At 65.4% G+C, this 21,898-nt stretch carries 20 protein-coding genes and 2 pseudogenes; 15 read left to right on the top strand and 7 right to left on the bottom strand.

Annotated elements, in window-relative coordinates; genetic code table 11:
* Positions 1 to 28 precede the first annotated feature (28 nt).
* Both AC1RWI_RS13120 and AC1RWI_RS13115 read left to right on the top strand, forming a co-directional pair.
* Entirely contained in the window at positions 29 to 559 is a 531-nt protein-coding gene (locus AC1RWI_RS13120) for an isochorismatase family protein (protein WP_492866824.1), read from the top strand.
* A gap of 193 nt (positions 560 to 752) precedes the next feature.
* The gene (locus AC1RWI_RS13115) at positions 753 to 1,211 is read left to right on the top strand and encodes a hypothetical protein (protein WP_043353339.1); all 459 of its coding nucleotides are present in this window, start codon (positions 753 to 755) and stop codon (positions 1,209 to 1,211) included.
* 135 nt (positions 1,212 to 1,346) lie between these two features.
* Here AC1RWI_RS13115 and AC1RWI_RS13110 read toward each other — a convergent pair whose 3' ends face one another.
* Complete coding sequence (locus AC1RWI_RS13110) at positions 1,347 to 2,312, bottom strand: GlxA family transcriptional regulator (RefSeq protein WP_043353338.1); 966 nt, start codon at positions 2,310 to 2,312, stop codon at positions 1,347 to 1,349.
* An 89-nt stretch (positions 2,313 to 2,401) separates the two neighbouring features.
* Here AC1RWI_RS13110 and AC1RWI_RS13105 point away from each other — a divergent pair, with 89 nt between their 5' ends.
* Positions 2,402 to 3,217 (top strand): MBL fold metallo-hydrolase, encoded by an 816-nt coding sequence (locus AC1RWI_RS13105; protein ID WP_052494877.1) that lies wholly within the window; start codon positions 2,402 to 2,404, stop codon positions 3,215 to 3,217.
* Positions 3,218 to 3,258: 41 nt separating this feature from the next.
* Here AC1RWI_RS13105 and AC1RWI_RS13100 read toward each other — a convergent pair whose 3' ends face one another.
* Together AC1RWI_RS13100 and AC1RWI_RS13095 are read right to left on the bottom strand one after the other, a co-directional pair.
* A complete protein-coding gene (locus AC1RWI_RS13100) occupies positions 3,259 to 4,860 on the bottom strand; it encodes an aldehyde dehydrogenase (NADP(+)) (RefSeq protein WP_492866821.1) in 1,602 nt (533 codons plus the stop codon).
* A 33-nt stretch (positions 4,861 to 4,893) separates the two neighbouring features.
* The gene (locus AC1RWI_RS13095; RefSeq protein WP_043353333.1) at positions 4,894 to 5,820 is read right to left on the bottom strand and encodes a dihydrodipicolinate synthase family protein; all 927 of its coding nucleotides are present in this window, start codon (positions 5,818 to 5,820) and stop codon (positions 4,894 to 4,896) included.
* Positions 5,821 to 5,979: 159 nt separating this feature from the next.
* Between AC1RWI_RS13095 and AC1RWI_RS13090 the strand changes: the two genes are divergently transcribed.
* From AC1RWI_RS13090 to AC1RWI_RS13075, 4 genes are all read left to right on the top strand, one after another.
* On the top strand, positions 5,980 to 6,915 hold the full coding sequence (locus AC1RWI_RS13090) for a LysR family transcriptional regulator (protein ID WP_043353329.1): 936 nt from the start codon (positions 5,980 to 5,982) through the stop codon (positions 6,913 to 6,915).
* Positions 6,916 to 7,119: 204 nt separating this feature from the next.
* Complete coding sequence (locus AC1RWI_RS13085) at positions 7,120 to 8,085, top strand: Bug family tripartite tricarboxylate transporter substrate binding protein (protein ID WP_492866819.1); 966 nt, start codon at positions 7,120 to 7,122, stop codon at positions 8,083 to 8,085.
* Between the two features lie 31 nt (positions 8,086 to 8,116).
* On the top strand, positions 8,117 to 9,148 hold the full coding sequence (locus AC1RWI_RS13080) for a 4-hydroxythreonine-4-phosphate dehydrogenase PdxA (RefSeq protein WP_492866817.1): 1,032 nt from the start codon (positions 8,117 to 8,119) through the stop codon (positions 9,146 to 9,148).
* Positions 9,149 to 9,310: 162 nt separating this feature from the next.
* Complete coding sequence (locus AC1RWI_RS13075) at positions 9,311 to 10,486, top strand: L-rhamnonate dehydratase (RefSeq protein ID WP_492866815.1); 1,176 nt, start codon at positions 9,311 to 9,313, stop codon at positions 10,484 to 10,486.
* 145 nt (positions 10,487 to 10,631) lie between these two features.
* On the opposite strand, the gene AC1RWI_RS13070 is transcribed toward AC1RWI_RS13075, so the two are convergent.
* From AC1RWI_RS13070 to AC1RWI_RS13060, 3 genes are all read right to left on the bottom strand, one after another.
* Positions 10,632 to 11,690 carry a porin gene (locus tag AC1RWI_RS13070; RefSeq protein ID WP_158408295.1) on the bottom strand — a complete coding sequence of 353 codons (1,059 nt, stop codon included), beginning with the start codon at positions 11,688 to 11,690 and terminating at the stop codon, positions 10,632 to 10,634.
* A gap of 139 nt (positions 11,691 to 11,829) precedes the next feature.
* The gene (locus AC1RWI_RS13065) at positions 11,830 to 12,777 is read right to left on the bottom strand and encodes a Bug family tripartite tricarboxylate transporter substrate binding protein (RefSeq protein WP_043353317.1); all 948 of its coding nucleotides are present in this window, start codon (positions 12,775 to 12,777) and stop codon (positions 11,830 to 11,832) included.
* A gap of 55 nt (positions 12,778 to 12,832) precedes the next feature.
* A complete protein-coding gene (locus tag AC1RWI_RS13060) occupies positions 12,833 to 13,912 on the bottom strand; it encodes a 4-oxalomesaconate tautomerase (protein WP_043353314.1) in 1,080 nt (359 codons plus the stop codon).
* A gap of 60 nt (positions 13,913 to 13,972) precedes the next feature.
* Between AC1RWI_RS13060 and AC1RWI_RS13055 the strand changes: the two genes are divergently transcribed.
* The 3 genes and pseudogenes from AC1RWI_RS13055 to AC1RWI_RS13045 all read left to right on the top strand — a co-directional run.
* Positions 13,973 to 14,878, top strand: coding sequence for a LysR family transcriptional regulator (locus AC1RWI_RS13055; protein ID WP_043353312.1), 906 nt, complete (start codon positions 13,973 to 13,975; stop codon positions 14,876 to 14,878).
* A gap of 165 nt (positions 14,879 to 15,043) precedes the next feature.
* A complete protein-coding gene (locus AC1RWI_RS13050; protein ID WP_043353310.1) occupies positions 15,044 to 15,328 on the top strand; it encodes a hypothetical protein in 285 nt (94 codons plus the stop codon).
* A gap of 137 nt (positions 15,329 to 15,465) precedes the next feature.
* Positions 15,466 to 15,627: pseudogene (locus AC1RWI_RS13045) on the top strand (type II toxin-antitoxin system RelE/ParE family toxin); the annotation flags it as partial.
* A gap of 99 nt (positions 15,628 to 15,726) precedes the next feature.
* On the opposite strand, the gene AC1RWI_RS13040 reads toward AC1RWI_RS13045, so the two are convergent.
* On the bottom strand, positions 15,727 to 16,677 hold the full coding sequence (locus AC1RWI_RS13040; protein WP_043353308.1) for a LysR family transcriptional regulator: 951 nt from the start codon (positions 16,675 to 16,677) through the stop codon (positions 15,727 to 15,729).
* A gap of 219 nt (positions 16,678 to 16,896) precedes the next feature.
* Between AC1RWI_RS13040 and AC1RWI_RS13035 the strand changes: the two genes are divergently transcribed.
* From AC1RWI_RS13035 to AC1RWI_RS13015, 5 genes and pseudogenes are all read left to right on the top strand, one after another.
* Positions 16,897 to 17,676: a hypothetical protein gene (locus AC1RWI_RS13035; protein WP_492866811.1), complete on the top strand. Its 780-nt coding sequence runs from the start codon at positions 16,897 to 16,899 to the stop codon at positions 17,674 to 17,676.
* Positions 17,677 to 17,855: 179 nt separating this feature from the next.
* Positions 17,856 to 19,685, top strand: coding sequence for a gamma-glutamyltransferase family protein (locus tag AC1RWI_RS13030; RefSeq protein ID WP_043353305.1), 1,830 nt, complete (start codon positions 17,856 to 17,858; stop codon positions 19,683 to 19,685).
* A gap of 138 nt (positions 19,686 to 19,823) precedes the next feature.
* Entirely contained in the window at positions 19,824 to 20,804 is a 981-nt protein-coding gene (locus AC1RWI_RS13025) for a Bug family tripartite tricarboxylate transporter substrate binding protein (RefSeq protein WP_043353302.1), read from the top strand.
* A 4-nt stretch (positions 20,805 to 20,808) separates the two neighbouring features.
* Complete coding sequence (locus AC1RWI_RS13020; RefSeq protein ID WP_492866808.1) at positions 20,809 to 21,366, top strand: GAF domain-containing protein; 558 nt, start codon at positions 20,809 to 20,811, stop codon at positions 21,364 to 21,366.
* A 148-nt stretch (positions 21,367 to 21,514) separates the two neighbouring features.
* Positions 21,515 to 21,898 (top strand): annotated as a pseudogene (locus tag AC1RWI_RS13015) (copper resistance protein CopQ); the annotation flags it as partial.

Here is a 21,898-nt window from a genome sequence, read left to right as displayed (position 1 = left end):
GCACTCCAACTCGCCAAAGGAAATGAACATGCTGCACAACGCCGCCGAATCCGTTCTAGTGCTGGTGGATTTCCAGGGTCGCCTGATGCCGGCGATCCACGAAGGCGATCGCGTGGCAAAGGAGGCCGTCCGTCTTGGCAACATCGCGCGCGTGCTGGACGTGCCTGTGATCGGCACCGAACAAAGCCCCGGCAGCCTGGGCGGGAATATCGATGACATCAAGCGCCTGTGCGACCGGACCCTGGCCAAGGATTACTTCGACGGCTGCCGGGACGGTTTGCTCGACTTGCTTCCTGAAGGCCGGAAGAACGTGGTGGTGGCCGGCTGCGAAGCCCACGTCTGCGTGCTCCAGACCGTTGCCGGGCTGCTCGGGCACGGCTTGAAAGTCACCGTGGTGCTGGATGCCATCGGCTCGCGGCAGGCCTGCAGCCGGGAGGCGGCAATCGACAGGATGCGCAACAGCGGGGCAACCGCGGCCACGGTCGAGATGGTTGCCTTTGAATGGATGCGCACGAGCCAGCATGAACGGTTCCGGGAGGTGCTTGGCTTTGTGAAGTAGCGGGCCACGGTGCGCCCGAGCTGTCTGTATATTCAAAAAATCTGAATAATCTATCCGGATAAGACTGGTCTAACGCACCGATGACTCTCCTATAGTTCGTTACATGGACGGCGCGCACAAACAAAGCAACGTTCTGGCAGTCGCAGCGAACAATCAACGAAATTCAACGAATTTTAAGATACTGGAGAACATCATGACCAAGACCTTCGCCCTCAAGCTCGCTTCCACCCTCGTGCTGTCGCTCGCCGCCATCGGCGCCGCCCAGGCCGCTTCTGCCAAGGACACCCTCGCCGGCGACAAGTACGGCTATGAGTTCCGCACCTCGGTGCCCGCCGACAAGTATGGCTACGACTTCCGCGCAACCGACGCCTTCACCGACGGCGCACGCAGCGGCAAGCTGGATACCTTCACCGAAGGCGCCCGCATCGCCGGCCTGGACCGCTCGGGGGTTTCGGCTTCGCCGGCGCGCGGATTCGACGCCTACACCGATGGTGCGCGTGCCGGCAAGGTTGACCCGTACACCGATGGCGCGCTGGTTGCCGGCCTGGATCGCTCGGGCGTATCGGCTACGCCGGCCCGCAGCTTCGATGCCTACACTGATGGCGCTCGCAGCGGCAAGGTCGACGTCTTCACCGAAGGCGCCAACGCCTGATGCATCCATTAGCAAGAGGTTTCACCGCGCGCGGTGCCGGCTGACAGCCGCGCCGCGCGCTTTGCCTGGGTGGGTGGTGTCAATACGCAGCGAGCCGGCTCGACCAGATAGCCAGGCGCATGCTGTGCCGAGTCGTCATCTGGAGAACCGTTGCCTGTAGGCCAGGGGCGTCAGCGAAGTCAACTCCTTGAACATGCGGCGCATATTGGAATCGCTGCTGAAACCAAGCTCTGCGCTGAGTATGCTGACCGGCGATGCCGTGAGAATAAGGCGGTCACTGACCTGGTTCAGTTTGATGCAGCGGGCATACGCTGCGATCGCCACTCCGGTTTCGGCTCTCACCTTGCGAGCGAGCGTGCGCTCCGACATGCGGAGTTGCTCCGCCAGCCGTTGCACCGTGACCTGTTCGGCCGGTAATTGCTCGACCAGCGCATGCAACTGCCGCAGCAAGCGGCTGGATTGCTCGATCAGGCTCATTGCCAGAAACGCTGGATGCGGCTGCGCAGGACGTGGAAGCACCATCAGGTTGACCAGATCGCGCAGCACCTCAGGACTGACATGCCGCGCTATCAACGCCTCGGCAATGGGCAGGTAGCCATTCACGCCGGAAGCCGTGGCGGTACTCGCGGTGACAATGCAATTGCGCTCGCATTGCCATTTCACCTTCTTGTAGCGTTGTGCCATTGCCTCTGCCAGCCACCAGGTCACGGTCGCGGGCTGGTCATTCAGTTGCCCGCTTGCGGCCAGCAGGCAGACCCCACTGCAGTAGCTCCATAGCAGCATTGCTTTGGGTCGCGTCGCCAGAGCCGAGACAAGGCTTGCGTTGGCCGCGAGCGTGTCGTCTACCTGCTGGGCCGACTCGGCCCAAAAACCTGGCAACAGGACAGCATCAAGGCTGGTGAGATCCAGCGCCTTGGAAACGTGCAATGACACGCCCTGGGCGCACTCGACTGTGCCAGCGCGCAGCGCCACATGGTGCATTTCGAAGAGTGGGCGGTCGGTGCGCCGATTGGCCGCATGCAGCATATCCGAGAACGCGAACAGCCCGGCGGGCATGCAACCCGGGAAAAAAAGCAAACCAATACGAAGTGGTTTTGGCATGGCAGAAACCGAATCAATTATGTCCAATCTCGCCATTCTCAACGGATTGCCTCCTCGACACAATGAAGTCTCTTCTCAGAGGCTTCGTCATGCATATTCACCAGCTTCGCAACGCGACCATCATTCTGGAACTTGGCCCAAACCGGGTTCTGGTCGACCCGATGCTCGCGCCGAAAAATGCGCTGCCGCCCTTGCGCCTGTTCGGCGCAAGGCAACGCAACCCGTTAGTCGAATTGCCCGGCTCGGCCGCGGCGGCGCTTGAATCTGTCACCCATTGCCTGATCACGCATTGCCAGAAGGGCCATTTCGATCATCTGGATCGCGCCGCGAAAAGGTGGTTGCGCGACAAGCAGATTCCGACCATCTGCACACCGCACGATGCCGCTTATCTGGCCGAACGCGGATTGAATGTCCAGCCCTTGCCGCAAGCGCATGAGCAGCCCAGCCCCTTTTTGGGAGGCCGGATCCGCACGGTCCGCTGCACCCATGGCCGTGGCCTGGTTGGAACACTGATGGAGCACGGCGTCGGCTACCTGATCGAAGTACCAGGTGAGCCCAGCCTGTATCTGAGCGGCGATACCGTACTGACACCGGGTGTCCGGGCGTTCGTTGCGCGCCATCGCCCGCAGGTGTGCGTCGTGCCTGCCGGCGGTGCACGGTTCGATCTGGGTGGCGACATCATCATGGGCGTGGATGAAGTCATCGAGCTCACTCGCCTGGCACCTGGCACGGTGGTCGCAAATCACCTGGAGGCGCTCAGCCACTGCCCGGTGACACGCTGCGCACTAGCGCTCGCCGCAAGGCAGGCGGGCATCGAATCGCGATTGCGTATTCCAACGGATGGCGAGGTGTTGCATCTGGCGGCACCGGACAGAGAGCGACGGCCGTGCTCACTGCCTGGTTAGGCGACCGTCACTCCGATAACGAAGACTCGGGTCACGCGTCCTCAGCCGGTATGCGCCACTGGCTGGTGGCCCGGCTGCATTTCGCCGTCCACCCGCACCGCAAGGCCCAGCGGATTGCCCGCGCGCAACGCTTGCGGCAGCAAAGCCGCAGGCATGTCCTGGTAGCAGACCGGACGCAGGAAGCGTGCGATTGCCAGCGAGCCAACGGAGGTAGAGCGCCCGTCCGACGTGGACGGATATGGGCCGCCGTGCACCATGGCGTGGCTGACTTCCACACCCGTGGCGAAACCGTTCACCAAGATCCGGCCCACGCGCCGCTCCAAGGCTGGCAGGAAGCTGCGCGCAGTGTCGTAATCGGCTTCATCGATGTGGATGGCGGCGGTCAATTGTCCTTCAAGGGATTCCACCACGCGCTGCATGGTGGCCAGGTCCGGGCAACGCACCACCAGTGACGCCGCGCCGAAGATTTCCGCGCGCAGGGCCTCGTGTTCAAGGAACGCTTGCGCGGTGGTGGAAAACAATGCGGCCTGCCCCTGGTATTGCGCACCTGCCTGGCCACGCGCCACGGTGCTCACCTGCGGATGGCAGCCGAGGGTTTCCACCCCCGCGCCGTAAGCGCGGTGAATGCCGGGCGTGAGCATGGTGGAAGCCGGGATCTGCGCGATCGCCGCTTCGGCCGCGGCCAGGAAGCGCTCCAGATCCGGGCCGTCCACGGCAAGGATCAAGCCGGGATTGGTGCAGAACTGGCCCGCGCCCAGCGTCAGCGAGGCAGCGAATGCCTTGCCGATGGCATCAGCGCGGTTGCCCAGCGCGTGCGGGAACAGCAGGACCGGGTTGATGCTGCTCATTTCCGCGTAGACGGGAATCGGCTCGCTGCGGGCCGCGGCGAGCTGCATCAGCGCGGTGCCGCCAGCGCGCGAGCCGGTGAAGCCGACCGCCTTGATGCGGTGATCGCTGACCAGCCCCTGCGCGATCTCCAGCCCGGAATCGAACAGCAGCGAGAACGTGCCCTCGGGCAAGCCAAGTTCTTCCACCGCCTTCTGGATCGCACGGCCGACCAGCTCCGAGGTACCGGGATGCGCCGGATGCGCCTTGACGACAACCGGGCAGCCGGCGGCGAGCGCCGACGCCGTGTCGCCACCCGCCACCGAGAACGCCAGCGGGAAATTGCTGGCGCCGAACACGGCCACCGGGCCCAGCGCGATGTGGCGCAGGCGCAGGTCCACGCGCGGCAGCGGCATGCGCTGCGGCTGCGCGGGATCGATGCGCAGGCCGAGGAAGTCGCCCCGCCGCACCACGCCGGCAAACAGCCGCAACTGGCTCATGGTGCGCCCTAGTTCGCCTTCGATGCGGGCGCGCGGCAGGCCGCTCTCGCTGACGCAGCGCGCGATCAGCGCGTCGCCAAGCGCCAGGAGATTGGCGGCGATCTTCTCGAGGAGCGCGGCGCGTTGCGCGAGCGGCGTTTCGCGATACCCATCGAACGCCTGCGCGGCCAGCGCGCAAGCCTGATCCAGCTGCGCCCGCGTGGCGCCGCCAAAAGCCGGCGCCAGGGTTTCGCCGGATGCGGGATCGATGGCCCGGATCTCGCCATGGGTGCCGCGCACCGACTGGCGGCCAATGAGCAGTTCGCCTGTGAGGTTCATCTTGGGTCCTTGAAATGAAAAAAGCGGCGCGCCTCACTTGCCCCAGCGCAACACCATCGGGTCCAGCCGGCGCGCGATCTGCAGCAAGCCGGCACGCGTAGCCGGGTGCATGGGCTGCAAGGGATGGCGCAGCGCGTCGGAGGCAATCACGCCGCCCTCCTTCATCAGCGCCTTGGCGGTGGCCAGCCAGCCTTGCCGGTTCTCATAGTTGATCAGCGGCAGCCATTGCTGGTAATGCTGCGCGGCCAGTTCCGTGTCACCGGCCTGGTAGGCATCGACGATCTTGCGGATGCCATCGGGGAAGCCCGCGCCGGTCATCGCGCCGGTGGCGCCGGCATCGAGGTCGGCCATCAGCGTGATGGCTTCCTCGCCATCCCACGGGCCGACGATGGCGTCGCCGCCAAGCGCGATCAGCTCGCGCAGCTTTACCGCGGCTTGCGGCACCTCGATCTTGAAGTACGAGACGTTGGCGATCTCCTTGGCCATGCGCGCCAGGAACGGCGCCGACAGCGTGGTGCCGCTGACAGGCGCGTCCTGGATCATGATGGGAATATCGATCGCCGCCGAGACGGTCGCGAAGAACTCGTAGATGGCGCGCTCGGGCACGCGGATGGTCGCGCCGTGGTACGGCGGCATCACCATCACCATGGCGGCGCCGGCATCCTGCGCGGCACGGCTGCGCTCGGCGCAGATGCGCGAGCTGAAATGCGTGGTGGTGACGATCACCGGAACGCGGCCGGCCACGTGCTCAAGCACCGTGGTCATCAGCAGGCTGCGCTCATCGTCGGCAAGGACGAACTGCTCGGAGAAGTTAGCCAGGATGCAGATGCCGTTGGAGCCGGCGTCGATCATGAAATCGATGCAGCGGCGCTGGCCGTCGAGGTCAAGGCCACCCTGCTCGTCGAAGATGGTGGGCGCCACCGGGAATACGCCACGATAGGCGGGCTGGATACTGGGCATGGTGTCTCTCTCCTTGTTATGGCTGGGCGACTTGCGGCAGGGAATGAATATACGGCGCGCCATGCCGCGCTGTATATTGAAACCTTTCCATCTCGTGATCGCTTTTACGACTCACATGGCCGCTCAAATGGCCGTCCTCCTTCCTGAACCCGAACGCATATGAAAGCCACGCTGGACGTGCTGATGTCCCGCCTGCGCATGAAGCAGCTGCAATTGCTGATCGCGCTGGACGACCACAAATCGCTGCACCAGGCCGCGTCGGCCATGGCCATGACGCAGTCCGCGGCCAGCAAGGCCTTGCAGGAACTGGAAGGCATGCTCGATGCGCCGCTGTTCGAGCGTTCCAAGACCGGCATGCGGCCGAACCAGTTCGGCCATTGCGTGATCCGCTATGCCCGCCTGCTGGCGACGGACCTGACGTCGCTGTGCCAGGACATGGCCGAGATCCGCTCGGGCCGTGGCGGCCACCTTGCCGTGGGCACCATCATGGGCGCGGTGCCGCAGGTGCTGGTGCCGGCGCTCGATGCCATGCAGGCCGACCAGCCGAACCTGTCCATCGAGATCGTCGAGGACACCAGCCTGCGCATGCTGACGCTGCTCGACGATGGCCGGCTGGACCTTGTCATCGGTCGTGCGCTGGTGAGCGACCAGCCCGCCAGCTATCAATACGAGCCGCTGGGCGACGAGCCGATCTCCGTGGTGGTGGGCTATGCCCACGCGGCGCCGCGCGGCAAGGAACTGGGCTTTGCCGACCTTGCCGGCTACCGCTGGATCGTTTATCCCGGCCAGATGCCCATGCATGCCCTGCTGCAGCGGGAGCTGGACATGGCGGGACTGGGCATGCCGCCCAATGCGATCTCCACCTCGTCCACCTTTGTCACGGTGACCATGCTGCAGCGCAGCGCCAGGCTGGTATCGCTGCTGCCGACCAGCGTGGCGGAGCTGTTTGCCCGGCAAAAGCTGCTGCGGATCCTTCCAGTGAGGATGCAGTCCCGGCAACAGACCTTCGGCATCGTGACCCGGCGCGGGGGCACGCTGTCCGCCGCGGCCGGCCAGCTGATCAAGCTGCTGCGCGCCGGTTGCTCGCCAGCCTGAAAGCGCGTTTCAGACCGGGCGCAGGGCGGGCAAGACACACCAGGGGGCGTCCTGATGTATTCCCGCAGGTAATCACCCATTCAATAAACATCATTAGTCAGATATCACTCCCATCCTTATAGTCTGGCTATCCGCGCATCAGCAAAACAGCACGTCAGCACAACAGCACCTCAGCGCAGACCCATAACAACGATGGAGACAATAATGAAACGATGGATGTCCGGCACCCTCGCCGGCTTGCTGGGAATTGCCGCCGCCATGACCGGCGCCTATGCGCAAGACACCCGCCCGGTGCGGTTGATGGTGGGTGCCGCGCCCGGCGGCGGCACCGACGTCATGGCCCGCATCGTCTCCGACAAGCTCGCCGCCATCCTCAAGCAACCCGTGGTGGTGGACAACCGGCCCGGCGCTTCCAACACCATTGCCGCCGACATTACCGCCAAGTCCGCGCCCGATGGCAACACGCTGCTGATGGGTGTGGTCACCTCGCAAGCCATCGCGCCGCACCTGCTCAAGCTGCAATTCAATCCGCTCAAGGACCTGGTGCCGGTGGCGCTGGTGTCGTCGGTGCCCAATGTGCTGGTGGTCAACAACCAGGTGACGGCGCGCGACGTCAAGTCGCTGGTGGCGCAGATCCAGGCCAACCCCGACAAGTTCCGCTATAGCTCCTCGGGCGTGGGCAGCACCCAGCACCTGGCCGGCGCGGCGTTTGCGCACCAGATCCATGGCAAGTTGCTGCACGTGCCCTACAAGAGCAGCAGCAGCGCGCTGGTGGACCTGATGGGCGGGCAGGTCGACATGAGCTTCGAGACCATGCCGTCCGTCATCAACCATATCAAGGCCGGCAAGCTGCGCGCGCTGGCGGTCACCGCCGACCAGCGCTCGGCGCTGTTGCCCAGCGTGCCCACGCTGGCCGAAGCCGGCGTGCCGGGCATCCAGACCAATGCCTGGTACGGCGTCTATGCCCCCGCCGGCACGCCGCCCGCCACGCTGCAAAAACTGGGCGCCGCGCTGGCCACCGTACTCAAGGATCCCGACACCGTGCGCCGCCTGAACGACGTGGGCGCGCTGCCAGGCACGCTCAATGCCGCCCAGTTCGACGCCTTCTCGCGCGCCGAATATGCGCGCTACGGCAAGATGATCGCCGAGCTCGGCGTCAAGCTGGACTGAACCAACATCTCCCGATCACTCTGAGACCCCCATGACCCAACGACCCAGAATCGCCATGGTGCTCGGCGACCCCGCCGGCATCGGCCCCGAACTGATCGCCAAGCTGCTCGCGGACCCCGACACCGCGGCGCGCGCCGATATCCTGCTGATTGCCGATCGCGACGAATGGCGCCGCGGCATGCAGGTGGCTGGTGTCGACATCGCACTGCGCGAAACCGATTCGCTGGCGTTCGGCGGCGATGACGGCAACAACGCAGCGCGCCTGTTCCACTGGCAACTCGACGGCAAGCCCGCCTACCAGCGCGGCGTGGCTAGCGCCGAAGGCGGGCGCTACAGCCTCGGCACGCTGGCACTGGCGCTGGAACTGGCCGACGCCGGCAAGGCCGATGCCATCCTGTTCGGCCCGCTCAACAAGAGCGCGCTGCATGCCGCCGGCATGGGGCATAACGACGAGCTGCACTGGTTCGCCGAGAAGCTCGGCTACCACGGCGCCTTCTGCGAGTTCAATGTGCTCGATGGCCTGTGGACCTCCCGCGTGACGTCGCACGTGGCGCTCAAGGACGTGCCCGCCATGATCAACCGCGCCAGCGTGGGCGACGCCATCGACCTGATCGACCAGGCCCTGCGCGGCGCCGGCATGGCCCGTCCGCGCATTGCCGTGTGCGGCCTGAACCCGCACAACGGCGACAACGGCGCCTTCGGACGCGAGGAGATCGACATCATCGCGCCGGCCGTGGCCGACGCACAGGCGCGCGGCGTGGCGGCCGACGGCCCGTTCCCCGCCGACACCATCTTCCTCAAGGTGCAGGGCGGCCCGGCGCAGCGGCAGTTCGACGCCATCGTCACCATGTATCACGACCAGGGCCAGATCGGCATCAAGCTGATGGGTTTCTCGCGCGGGGTCACCGTGCAGGGCGGCCTGCCGGTGCCGATCACCACGCCGGCCCACGGCACCGCCTTCGATATCACGCAGCAAGGCCGCGCCGACGTCGGCGCCACGCTGCAGGCTTTCCGCATCGCCTGCCAGATGGGCAGCAGCCGCGCAGCCCATAAAGCCGACTAAGAGGCTGTTTCAAAATGAAGCGAAGCGGTTCTGGCTAGGCGCGCGGCCGCAGACAGTACAACTGGATCGGCCAAGGCCGCGCAACGACGCCAGAATCTTTTTGAAATGGCCTCTAAGCCCGCCACCGATTCGCCACTGGCAACCAAACCCACGGAGACTCTCTTGAAAATCACCAACATCCGCACCCGCGTCTTTGAATGGAAGGGCAAGACCGTGCCCCCGCAGGCCCACTTCTGCACCAACGCCACCGACATCCTGTTCGAGCGCGGCGACGCCATGGGCTCCTTCCGCTTCCACGGCTGGCTGGTGGTGGAAGTCGAGACCGACACGGGTCTGGTCGGCATCGGCAATTGCGCGCTGGCGCCGCGCGTGGCCAAGGAAATCATCGACCAGTACCTGGCCCCGATCGTGATCGGCCAGGACCCCTTCGACAATGAATACCTGTGGCAGAAGATGTATCGCCGCACCCATGCCTGGGGCCGCAAGGGCATCGGCATGGCAGCGATTTCGGCGGTGGACATCGCGCTGTGGGACCTGATGGGCAAGGCCGTGGGCAAGCCGGTGTTCAAGCTGCTGGGCGGGCGCACCAAGGAGAAGATCTGGTGCTACGCCTCCAAGCTCTACAACAACGATGACCGCGACGCCTTCCTGGCCGAGGCTCAGAGCTATCTCGACCAGGGCTTCACGGCGATGAAGATGCGCTTCGGCTACGGCCCGAAGGATGGCCCCGCCGGCATGCAAAAAAACATCGAACAAGTGCGCCTGCTGCGCGAGCTGGTGGGCGACGGTGTGGACATCATGCTGGAGTGCTATATGGGCTGGACGCTGGAGTACGCCCGCCGCATGATTCCGCGCCTGGCCGAATTCAACCCGCGCTGGCTGGAAGAACCGGTGATTGCCGACGACATCGAAGGCTACGCCGAACTCAAGAAGATGAGCCCCTTCCCCATCTCCGGCGGCGAGCACGAGTTCACCTCCTACGGCTTCAAGGACCTGCTGGAGCGCCGCGCGGTGGACGTGATCCAGTACGACACCAACCGGGTTGGCGGCATCACCGCCGCGCAGAAGATCAACGCCATGGCCGAGGCCTGGTCCGTGCCGGTCATCCCGCACGCGGGCCAGATGCACAACTATCACCTGACCATGGCCTCGACCGCATCGCCGATGTCCGAGTTCTTCCCGGTGCATGACGTGGAGGTGGGCAATGAGCTGTTCTATTACATCTTCAAGGGCGAGCCGGCGCCGGACAACGGGTATCTGCAACTGGACGATGACCTGCCGGGGTTGGGACTGACGCTGAATGAAGCGTATTTCGGGGAGTTCGAGATTATTGAGTGAGGCCAAAGCCGTTTGACCGGCGCCCTATCGCATCGGACGAGGCCGGCGGCGCCATGCGACAGGCGCCGCCGGCCTCGTTTTTTTGCTGCCCGTATCGGGACGAACGGCTTGCGCGCTCCGGCAAGCCGCGGTTGCGAACGAGGCGTCAGAAAACATGCCGAAGCCCGACCATCGCCCCTACCTTGGCACCCACCCTGCCTTGCGACTTGATCAGCGCGTATCCGCCAGTGATGCGGTTGTAGTCGGCGCCGAAAAAGACATCCGTCCGCTTGGATAAACGGTAGTCGGCGATCAGATAGGCGGCCGAGCGCCGCCCGCCCGGGTCCTTCTGCTCATCGTGGAATGCGCCCACGCCGACCAGCCAGGCCGGTGACACCTGATAGCTGACGCCGCCGATGACGACATCGTTTCGCGTGCCCGTTGCGCTGTATCGGTTAGAGAGGTATCCGGCAGTCGCTTTCAGGCGGCCGCTCGCATATCCCGCCGTAGCGCCCACGGTCTTTCTTGCCTGCGCGCCATCGGCGCTTCGGGCCTGCTGGTAAAACGCACTAGCCCGGAATCTCCTGTCGTCGTAGCTAAGGCCGGTCCCGGTGCTGGCGTTGGCGCGCGTGTTGCCGGGCACTTCACCGAAGGCGTGGTGCGCGGCCAGCTTCCAACTGCCGGCCTTTCCTTCGTATTTGACCGCGTTGTCTTGCCGGCTACCGGTATAGAAGCGCGTGATCGCCAGCGTGTCCAGGCTCAGGTTGCCGAAGATCTGCGCGCCTGCCGTCGCCTGATAGGCCGCGCCGTACAGCTGGCCCAGGGTGATCGCGCCGAAACGGCTTTGCATCCCGACGAAAGCCTGCCGGCTGAACATGCGCCCCGCGCCACCGGATGACGCTTGACCATAGCCCGCGACGGATGACTGCGGGGCGCTTCCCGTGCCGAGGTCAAAGCCCGCTTCCAGCACATAGACCGCCGCAACCCCTGCGCCGAGATCCTCTGTGCCCCGCAATCCGAATCGCGACCCGTTCAGCGCGCCCGCCGTTAGTTCAAGCTTGCCGTCCCCGGTCTTGCTGGCGTTGGTCGCGTACCGGATGCCGGATTCGACGGTGCCGTACATGGCCGCGCTGGATTGGGCATGCGCGGCGCACGCCATCAGTGTCGAGATCGCACCGAGCGAAGTGTGTTTTGCGACGTGCATGGCGAGGCGGTATTGGTTCATTTGTCCCCCGTGGTCAGGTGTCGTGAGGCCATGTTGTGAGGCCATGCTGCGAAGCGATGCGGTGATGCAAGCACGCGCGCGGATCGCGCGATGCCCCAATCGAGACCGGGCTGGCGCCACGCGGCGGGAATTGCCGAAGTCAGTCCGTGGTCATGCCGGCCGCCTGAACCACCCGCTTCCACTTGGCGACCTCGGCGCTCACGAGCGCGCCGAGTTCCTGTGGCGTGCTGGTCTGCACGTAGGCGCCCTGCTCCGCGATCTTGTCCGCGACTTCCTGGTCGCGCAGCGCTGCGTTGAGCTCCGCATTCAGCCGGGCGACGATCTCCGGCGGCGTGCCCGCGGGGGCGAACATGGCATACCACTGATCGACGGCGACATCGATCCCCAGCTCGTTCAGTGTCGGCGTGTCCTTCAGCAGCGGCGTGCGACTGCTGCTGGCCACGGCGAGAACGCGTACCTTGCCGTTGCGGATCTGCGGGTAGGCGGTGAACAAGCTCGGGAACATGATCTGCGTATTGCCGGCGATCGTATCGACCAGCGCCGGCGCGGATCCTTTGTAAGGCACGTGCACCATCTGCGTCTGCGTGGCGAGCCTGAATAGTTCCGCCGTGGCATGGGGCGCGGTGCCATTGCCCGCGGAGGCGTAGTTCAGGTTCGCACTCTTGTTGCGTGCCAGGTCGATCAGTTGCTGCATGTCGCCGGCTTTTACCATCGGGTTGACGACAACCAGGGTGGGGGAACTGGCGACCATGCCGATCGGCGTGAAATCCTTGACGGGGTCGTAGCGCAGTTTCTGAAGAGCCGGGTTGATCCCATGCGTCGCGATGTACCCGAACAGGATGGTATGCCCGTCCGGCTTGGCCCGCGCAACATACTCGGATGCGATCGCGCCGTTGGCGCCGGCACGGTTTTCCACCACCACCGGCTTGCCGAGCGACACGCTCATGCGCTGGGCGATGACGCGCGCCATGGCATCGTTGCCGCCACCCGCCGAAGTTGGAACGACGATCGTGATGTTCCTGGCGTGCGCCACGCCGGCGGCGAGGGCCAGCGCGAGGACACAGGCATGCCTGAAGGTAGTCGCCATCTTTATCTCCTGATAGGTTTATCGTGATGCGATGAAGCGCGAAGCACCCCGGGGGTCAGCCCATCACTTCGCCGGGAACGGAAAGCAGGCCTTTCATGATGCGTCGTGCGGTACGCACGAGCCCGATGCGCCGGAACGGCGACGGGCCGCCGTCGCGCTCCGGTTCGACGTGGACCTCGATGCTGCCAGCGGGGTGACGCACCACGATGCGGCCTTGCGGCGAAGGCGTCGAGGCAAGCCCGTTGGCCACCGTCCCAGGCGTGCAATACGCCGCCGCAATGCCGACGGCCCCCGTCACGGCGTGCGCCGTGTGGCAACGCAAAGGCGTGAAATAGCGCGACGTGATCTCATTCGCCCGGCCGCAGCCGCTGACGAGGACAGGCTTGGGAATGACGCTGTGGCTGACGTCGCCCAGCCCCATGCGGCGTCCGGCCTGCCTGCGCACCGACTCCAGCCGCGCGAGCATCTCCCGGTTGGCATCGAGCGCCGCGGGCGTTTCGTCTCCCCGCACGCCGAGCGACGCCGCATGAACGACGACGAGAGGCATGGCGGCATCGATACAGGTCACCGGGACCGCGTCGATCACGTCGATCGTGTTCCCGGTCGGGAACATGGCGCCGGTCACGCGCCCCCAGGCGTCCAGGAAGTTCAGCATGATCGGGGCCGCTGTCCCGGCGACCCCATCGATCCGCGTAGCGCCGGCGTAGGTCACCTGGCCGCCCGGGGTCTGGACCACGGCTTCGACGACCGACGAGGTATTGACGTTGAAGATGCGCAGGGTGGTCGCGCACTGGCCGGCCCGGACCAAGCCCTCCTCGATGGCGAATGGCGCCACGGCCGCGAGCATGTTTCCACAGTTGGGACGGGTGTCTACCCGATGCTTGTCGACCGCAACCTGCGCGAACAGATAATCTATGTCGCATCCTGGCCGGCGCGAGCACGAGACGATCGCCGCCTTGCTGGTCAGCGAGCTGCCACCGCCAAGCCCGTCGACCTGCAAGGCATGGGGCGAGCCCATCGCCGACAGCAGTACCTGATCCCGCCTGGCCGGGTCATCGGGCAGCCAGTCCGCACGGAACAAAGGTCCGCGAGACGTGCCGCCACGCATCAATACACAGGGAATGTCCTTGCTCATGAATTGATGATGTCCTATAGGTAATTACTTGTATATTGCAATTCCAGGAGACATCGTTGCATGGCACGCATCAATTTCGATTTGCAGGAACTGCAGGCATTCGTGGCCGTAGCGGACCGACTGTCGTTCCGCGCGGCCGCGGACGACCTCCATCTTTCGCCGCCGGCACTGAGCCGGCGCATTGAAAAACTGGAAGGCATCCTGGGCGTCAAGCTGTTCGAACGCAGCACGCGCCACGTTGCATTGACCAACGTCGGACGCCTGTTCCTGGATCACGCACGGGCGGCACTCGAGGAGCTTGAGGGTGGGGTGCTGAACATCACGGACCTTGCCGCGCAACGCAGCGGCCTGGTGACGGTGGCTTGCGTGCCGTCCGCCGCCTACTACTTCCTGCCCTCGGTGATCCTGCGATTTGCGCAGCACTACCCACGCATTCGTGTCCGTGTACTGGATGAAAGCGCCAACACCGTGCTGAATGCCGTCATCACCGGGCGCGCGGACTTCGGCATCAACTTCATCGGCACGCAGGAGCCGGATGTCGCCTTCGAAGGGATCTTCAGCGAGAAGTTCGTGCTAGCCGTTTGCCATACGCATCCGCTCGCGCGCCGCAAAAGCGTAAGGTGGTCGGAGCTGGCGGATGAGCGGTTCATGACCGTCGACCGCTCCAGCGGCAATCGCGTGCTGATCGACTCGGCATTGGCAAACTGCGAACGCAGGCCGACGAGTTTTTTTGAAGTGGCCCATGTGTCGACGCTGCTCGGGCTGGTCGAAGCCGGGCTGGGCGTCGCCGCGGTGCCGCGCCTGGCCCTGCCTGTGAAGGGGCATGCCACGTTGCGCAGCATCCCGCTGGTCGAGCCCGAGGTGTCGCGGACCCTGGGCCTGATCACCCGGCACAGCGTACCGCTCTCGCCCACGGCCAAGGTGCTTCGCGACATGGTGCAGAAAACCGCCAGGCGAGCGACATAGGGCGGCAGGCCATCCACACGAATCGCCTGCTGCAACGCGGGCACTAGCGCCATCGACGGCTCGCAGTGTCTGGTGCGGCCACGACGACGTTGTTAGGTTCGGTTTGTTCACAGTGCATTGTTAGTGCGAAATACATACCTAGTATCTGCATGGAGATCGTCACTCATGTCCGAAACCACCTTCACTTTTCGCGTTGATGATAGATTAAAAGCACTTTTCACCGAGGCTGCGAAGGCCCATGACCGGCCAGCGTCATTGCTGCTTCGTGATTTCATGCGCGACTACGTCAAGCGCAGCCAAGATGAGGCGACTGAACATGACGCGTGGTTCCGCAAAGAGGTTCAGGCCAGCCTCGAGGATGCCCGCCCAAGCGTTAAGGACAATGAGGCCCGCCGAATTTTCGCGAAGCGTCGTGAAGCGCTGCTTCGCGGGACCAAGGCTACCGAGTGATGCGGCTAAGCTGGCTACCAGCGGCACTTGAAGATCGGGCGGCAATCATGGATTACATCGGCGATGACAATCCTGTTGCTGCAGTTGAGTTGGATGAAACTTTTGAAGCCGTGGCCTAACAGGTTCGGCAGCGGCCTGAGTTATATAAAGCAGGCAGAGTCGCCGGCACCAGGGAATGCGTTGTGAGATCGAACTACATCATGGTCTACCGTATTGGGCGCAGTGACGTGAAAATATTGCGCATTCTGCATGCCGCACGACGGTGGCCAAGTAAGACAAGCCGTGGCGACGCGCGATAGCCATGGATGCATGACTTGATCGCTAGGCGTAAGAGCTGATGCCACGGAAGTACCGGGGGATGTTCACATTGACCCCGTGCCGGCTGCTCCCCATAGGCTTCAGCCCTTCACCGCCACCGCCCCCAGCAACGCCCGCACCAGCGCCTGCAGCGGCTCGCTATGCTCCGTGCGCCGCAACCACATCGCGCCCACCGCGGGCAAGTCCCACGTCAGCGCATGCGGCAACACAGCCGCGCTGCCGGTGGCGGCGAGTTCAGCCGCTACCGCGCGCGGCACGATGGTGATGGCGCGCGGCTGGTCGCGCATCAGCGTGGCGATGGTCTTGATCGAATAGGTTTCCACCACTGGCGTGGGCGGCACCGCGCCGGCGGTGGCGAACAGTGTGTTGATGGTGCGCCGGATCGGCGTGTGCGCGGGCGGCAGGATCCAGTCCAGCGCCGCCAGGCGCTGCCAGTCCAGCTTGCCGCGCGCGAGCCGCGCCGCGGCGTCCACAGGCACCACCAGCGCCGGTTCCTCGCGGTAGAGCGGCGTCTGCGCGATGTCATCGCCCGGCGCGTAGAAGGACCGCGCGATCACGCAATCGAGCTCGTGCGCGCGCAGCGCCGCCACCAGTTCATCGGTGGTGCCCTCGCGCACCAGCACCGCCACGCGCGGCTGCTGGCGCAGGCCGTGCGAGCAGGCCGCGTCCAGCACCACCGGCGCCACATAGGGAATCACGCCGATGCGCAACCGCCCATGCAGTCCGGCGCCGATCACCGCCAGCTCCCGCCCCAGCGCCTCCGTATCCGCCATGGCCAGTCGCGCATGCGCCAAGACCGCCGCGCCGGTGCCCGTCGGCTCCAGCCCCCGGCGCGAACGCACGAACAGCGGCACCATGAAGATCTCCTCGATCTCGCGCAGCGCCTTGGTCACGGCGGGCTGGGTCAGGTCCATCTCGGCCGCCACGCGCGAGACCGAGCGCTGGCGGTCCAGCGCCAGGAGCAGCGCAAGGTGCTTCAAGCGCAGGCGCGAGATGAGGTTGTGCTGGAGTTTGTCGACTGGTGAGGGCAATGAAAGTCCTGGGCCTGTGCGCGTTGCACACCTTTGATTTTATTAAGAGACCATTTCCAAAAGATGCTGGCGGCGTACGTGCGGTAACGCGCGGACCGCGGTCGTGACGTTGTAGCACAATGTCTGACGGATCCCGGCCGGACCTCAGCGCCGAAATCGTCACTTCTATGAGAAGACACGATGAACAGGGTCACAGGCCACCTGGCCGTCCTCCTAGCATTGAGCCTGTTTGTCATTCCTGGTGCGCAGGCGTCGGACATCGTCTGTAAGACAGCGAGCCGTGCGGCCCCTGCCGGTTGCCAAGGCCCGGCCGCAAGCCACCAGGCGTGTGCGCGGCAAACAGACAAAGGCCCACGCGCGGCGCGGCTCATCTGCGATTACGCCCTTCTGTCGATTGGTTATGAGCGCATCTATGCCGAGCAGCAACGGCTGCTGCACGCAGGTGCCATTCGCCAAGCGGATATCGTAGCCTGGCGCAAGAAGCGGGACGCTTGCGACACCGTGCGCTGTCTTGACGGTGTCTTCGCGCAATGGCCGCAGCACGATGCCAGGCCGAAGCCGGCCCGGGACACCAACCGCTCCAGCAAGCAGCACGAGAAGCTGGAAGCGCATAACAGTCCACGGCGCGGCGAAGCAGCAAGGCCAATGCCGCTCAGACAGAATCCGCCAGCATCGGCGCAGCCGATGGCCGCGCTGCACGACGCGCCACCGGCCCTAAACGCCACCACGGCGGATACATCGTCGCGCGCTTCGCCGGCTGTCGCTGCCGCGCCCCCTCTCGCTAGCAAGGCGGCCTCCGCCCCCAAAGGCACGCTTGGCAACCTGGCCTGGTTTGGCGCGTTCGGCATGAGCCTGGCCTACCTGCTCAAACGCGGACGAGACGGGCGCTTGCGCAACGTGGTTGCGCTGTGCCGGAGCACGCCGGCGCCCATGCTGGTGTTGTACGCGTTAATCGTTGTGAATGTCCTGCTTCTGCTGTTCGCGTTGGCGAAGGGCTAGTCCGGATGCGGCCATGACCCGCTCCATGCATAACCAATCTGTTATGCAACGATAATTTATTGACCAAAAACAGTTATCCGGTGACCTTATACTTCCAGGCACCAATCCCACTCGGCTTGCGTTGCGCGCTTGAGCGCCAGCGCGTTTCGCCACCCTGCCCGATCCGCCACGGAGTCTGCATGTTCACCACCCGCCCGGAAATCGTCGGTACCTTTGGCGTGGCCTCGTCCACCCACTGGCTGGCCTCGCAAACCGCCATGAGCGTGCTGGAGCGCGGCGGCAACGCGTTCGACGCGGCCGTTGCCGGCGGCTTTGTGCTGCAGGTGGTGGAGCCGCACCTTAACGGGCCGGGCGGCGAGGTGCCCATCCTGCTGTGGAGCGAGCGCGAACGCGCGGTGCGCGCCATCTGCGGGCAAGGCCCGGCGCCCGCGCTGGCCGACCCGGCGGCGATGCGCGCCATGGGGCTGGACCTGGTGCCCGGCATCGGCCTGCTGCCCGCCACGGTGCCAGGCGCCTTCGGCGCGTGGCTGACCATGCTGCGCGACTATGGCACCTGGACGCTGGCGGATGTGCTGGCCCCCGCCATCGGCTATGCGCGCGACGGCTTCCCGCTGGTGCCGCGCATCTCGCAAGCCATCCTGGCGGTGCGCGAACTGTTCCAGAACGAATGGCACAGCTCGGCGGCCGTCTGGCTGCCTGATGGCCGCGTGCCCCGCCCGGGCAGCCTGCATACGGTGCCTGGCGTGGCACGCACCTATACGCGCATCGTCGAGACCGCCGAAGCCGCCAGCGGCACGCGCGAGCAGCAGATCGACGCCGCACTGGATGGCTGGTACCGGGGCTTCGTCGCCAAGGAAATCGACAGCTTCTGCCGTACCCAGGCGGTGCGCGACACCACCGGCGAGCGGCATAAAGGTCTGCTGCGCCATGAAGACATGGCGCACTGGACACCCACCGTGGAGGCGCCCGCCACGCTGGATTTTGGCCGCTATACGGTGGCCAAGTGCGGCATCTGGAGCCAAGGCCCGGCGTTCCTGCAGCAACTCGGCATGCTGCGCCACGCCGATCTCGCCGCGCACGCACCCACCTCGCCCGAGTTCGTGCACCGCATTGCCGAGGCGGCCAAGCTGGCCATGGCCGACCGCCTGGCGTGGTATGGCGACCCCGATTTTGGCGATGTGCCGCTGGCCGGCCTGCTCGATCCCGGCTACCTCGCCGCACGCGCGCGCCAGATCGGCGGATGCGCCTCGCTCGACATCCTGCCGGGCACGGTCGATGGCCGCGCGCCCCGCCTGCCTGACCTCGGCGCGGCGCAGCGCACGCTGCGCCACGCCGATGTGCGCTTCGGCGTGGGCGAGCCCACCTTTGCGGCCATGCCGCCGGTAGCGCAATGGGCCGAGCGCGAGATCTTCGTTGGCGACACCTGCCACATCGACGTGATCGACCGCGACGGCAACATGGTCGCGGCTACGCCATCGGGCGGCTGGCTGTCGTCCAGCCCGGTGATTCCCGAGCTGGGCTTCGCGCTCAATACCCGCCTGCAGATGACCTGGCTGGAGCCCGGCTTGCCCAACACGCTGGCGCCGGGCAAGCGCCCGTGCACCACGCTGTCGCCCTCGCTCGCGCTGCGCGACGGCGAGCCTTATATGGTCTTCGGCACCCCCGGCGGCGACCAGCAGGACCAATGGTCTGTCGCCTTCTTCCTGCGCCACGCCGTGCACGGCATGAACCTGCAGGAAGCCATCGATGCGCCGGCCTGGCATGTCGATCATTTCCCCGGCTCGTTCTGGCCGCGCTCGGTGGTGCTCAACCGGCTCAGCGTGGAGTCCCGGCTGCCCGAAGACACCATCGCGGCGCTGCGCGCGCGCGGCCATGAGGTCAAGGTAGGCGAGCCCTGGTCGGAGGGTCGGATGTCCGCCTGCACGCGGGAGCGCGATGCGCAGGGGCGGCTGGTGCTGCGCGCCGGCGCCAATGCGCGTGGCATGCAGGGATATGCGGTGGGCCGCTGACGGTGCATTGGTGCATTGGTGCATTGGTGCATTGGTGCATTGGTGCATTGGTGCATTGGCCCGCTGGACCAGACTCGCAGGATCGAATCAAGGCGGATCGCACCGTGCGGTTCGCATAGCCATCGGAGAAGGAAAGAGATGAAAGCCGTTTTGAAGCGCTGCTTGCTGGGCCTTGCCACGTTCTCGCTGTTTGCCGCCGCCTCGGGCGCCGGCGCCGCCGATCCCTTCCCGCAAAAGCCCATCACGCTGATCGTGCCGTGGGCCGCCGGCGGCTCCACCGACATCCTTGCCCGCGTGCTGTCCGAGCACCTGACCCGCTCTCTCGGCCAGCCGGTGATCGTCGACAACAAGCCCGGCGCCTCGGGCAATATCGGTTCCGCCATGGTGGCGCGCGCCCAGCCCGACGGCTACACGCTGCTGGTCGGCTCCATGAGCACGCACGCGATGAACCCCGCGCTGATGCCCAATATGCCCTTTCGCGGCGTGGAAGACTTCACCCCGCTGGGCCTGCTGGCCTTTGTCACCAACACCATGGTGGTCAACCCATCGGTGCCCGCGCGCAACGTCAAGGAACTGATCGCCTACGCACGCGCCAACCCCGGCAAGCTAGCCTATGCCAGCGCCGGCCCCGGCTCCACCAACCACCTGAGCGCGGTGCTGTTCGAGAAGATGGCCGGCGTGCAGATGCTGCACGTGCCCTACAAGGGCGGCGCGCCCGCCGTGGTCGACACCGTGGCCGGGCAAACGCAATTGCTGTTCTCCGCCGGCACGCAGACCCTGCCCCACGTCAGGGCCAACAAGCTGCGCCTGCTCGCCGTGACCGAAGCCAAGCGCTCGCCGCTGCTGCCCAACGTGCCCACGGTGGCCGAGACTGTGCCCGGCTATGAGCTGTCCGTGTGGTACGGCGCCTTCGGCCCCGCCGGCATGCCGCCGGCGCTGGTGGCGCGCCTGAACCAGGAGATCAACCGCATCATGTCGCTGCCTGACGTGAAGGAAAAGATGAACGCCATCGGCGTGGAAACCGCGACCTCCACGCCTCAGCAGTTCGCCGCCATCCTGCGCCGCGACGCGGACCGCTATGGCAAGTTGATTCGGGACCTGGGCATCAAGGGAGAGTGAAGCCGTGACCGAGACCGTGAATGATGCCGCGCCCTGCGTCGTGACCTTGCCGGTGCCGCTGCTAGCCGCGCTATGCGACACGCTGGCGCGCGCGGCCAAGCCCGCCATCGCCTTCGATGCGATCGGCAGCGCCACTGCCGCGCTGCTGGGCCCGGGGCTGCTCACCATCAACGCGTACCGGCGCGCCAGCTCGGAAGTGGTGCGGCTATGGTCCTCCGACACCACCGCTTACCCCGTGGGCGGGCGCAAGTACAAGGCTGATACGCCGTGGACACGCTGGGTGCTGCATCAGGGCGAGGTCTTCGTGGGCGAGGGGGACGCGGCGCTTGAAGCCGTGTTCGACGATATCTCGACGATTCGCGGGCTTGCGCTTTCGGCGGTGGTGAACGTACCGGTATGCGAGCGCGGACACTGCGTGGGGACGTTCAACTTTCTTGCCGCGCGCAACGCGTGGACGCAGAGCGAGGTGGCCGTGTTGCGCGTGCTCGCGCAGATGGCGACGCCGGCCGTGATGGCGGCTAGCGGCTGCCTGATGCCACCGACGCGAATTCAAAAATTCTGAACAATCTATCCGGATAAGACTGGTCTAACGCACCGATGATTCTCCTATAGTTCGTTACATGGACGGCGCGCACAAACAAAGCAACGTTCTGGCAGTCGCAGCGAACAATCAACGAAATTCAACGAATTTTAAGATACTGGAGAACATCATGACCAAGACCTTCGCCCTCAAGCTCGCTTCCACCCTCGTGCTGTCGCTCGCCGCCATCGGCGCCGCCCAGGCCGCTTCTGCCAAGGACACCCTCGCCGGCGACAAGTACGGCTATGAATTCCGCACCTCGGTGCCCGCCGACAAGTATGGCTACGACTTCCGTTCAACCGACGCCTTCACCGACGGCGCTCGCAGCGGCAAGCTGGATACCTTCACCGAAGGCGCCCGCATCGCTGGCCTGGACCGCTCGGGCGTTTCGGCTTCGCCGGCGCGCGGATTCGATGCCTACACCGATGGTGCGCGTACCGGCAAGGTTGACCCGTACACCGATGGCGCGCTGGTTGCCGGCCTGGATCGCTCGGGCGTATCGGCTACGCCGGCC

It is taken from the genome of Cupriavidus sp. MPR-AND1C (assembly GCF_058809705.1).
The sequence above is the reverse complement of the archived record's forward strand: the minus strand, read 5'-3'. Positions and strand labels throughout refer to the sequence as shown.

Excerpts from the sequence above, each read along its gene's own strand:
- AC1RWI_RS13120 (WP_492866824.1), top strand. The coding sequence starts at position 29 with ATGCTGCACAACGCCGCCGAATCCGTTCTAGTGCTGGTGGATTTCCAG.
- AC1RWI_RS13115 (WP_043353339.1), top strand. The coding sequence starts at position 753 with ATGACCAAGACCTTCGCCCTCAAGCTCGCTTCCACCCTCGTGCTGTCG.
- AC1RWI_RS13110 (WP_043353338.1), bottom strand. The coding sequence starts at position 2,312 with ATGCCAAAACCACTTCGTATTGGTTTGCTTTTTTTCCCGGGTTGCATG.
- AC1RWI_RS13105 (WP_052494877.1), top strand. The coding sequence starts at position 2,402 with ATGCATATTCACCAGCTTCGCAACGCGACCATCATTCTGGAACTTGGC.
- AC1RWI_RS13100 (WP_492866821.1), bottom strand. The coding sequence starts at position 4,860 with ATGAACCTCACAGGCGAACTGCTCATTGGCCGCCAGTCGGTGCGCGGC.
- AC1RWI_RS13095 (WP_043353333.1), bottom strand. The coding sequence starts at position 5,820 with ATGCCCAGTATCCAGCCCGCCTATCGTGGCGTATTCCCGGTGGCGCCC.
- AC1RWI_RS13090 (WP_043353329.1), top strand. The coding sequence starts at position 5,980 with ATGAAAGCCACGCTGGACGTGCTGATGTCCCGCCTGCGCATGAAGCAG.
- AC1RWI_RS13085 (WP_492866819.1), top strand. The coding sequence starts at position 7,120 with ATGAAACGATGGATGTCCGGCACCCTCGCCGGCTTGCTGGGAATTGCC.
- AC1RWI_RS13080 (WP_492866817.1), top strand. The coding sequence starts at position 8,117 with ATGACCCAACGACCCAGAATCGCCATGGTGCTCGGCGACCCCGCCGGC.
- AC1RWI_RS13070 (WP_158408295.1), bottom strand. The coding sequence starts at position 11,690 with ATGAACCAATACCGCCTCGCCATGCACGTCGCAAAACACACTTCGCTC.
- AC1RWI_RS13065 (WP_043353317.1), bottom strand. The coding sequence starts at position 12,777 with ATGGCGACTACCTTCAGGCATGCCTGTGTCCTCGCGCTGGCCCTCGCC.
- AC1RWI_RS13060 (WP_043353314.1), bottom strand. The coding sequence starts at position 13,912 with ATGAGCAAGGACATTCCCTGTGTATTGATGCGTGGCGGCACGTCTCGC.
- AC1RWI_RS13055 (WP_043353312.1), top strand. The coding sequence starts at position 13,973 with ATGGCACGCATCAATTTCGATTTGCAGGAACTGCAGGCATTCGTGGCC.
- AC1RWI_RS13050 (WP_043353310.1), top strand. The coding sequence starts at position 15,044 with ATGTCCGAAACCACCTTCACTTTTCGCGTTGATGATAGATTAAAAGCA.
- AC1RWI_RS13030 (WP_043353305.1), top strand. The coding sequence starts at position 17,856 with ATGTTCACCACCCGCCCGGAAATCGTCGGTACCTTTGGCGTGGCCTCG.
- AC1RWI_RS13025 (WP_043353302.1), top strand. The coding sequence starts at position 19,824 with ATGAAAGCCGTTTTGAAGCGCTGCTTGCTGGGCCTTGCCACGTTCTCG.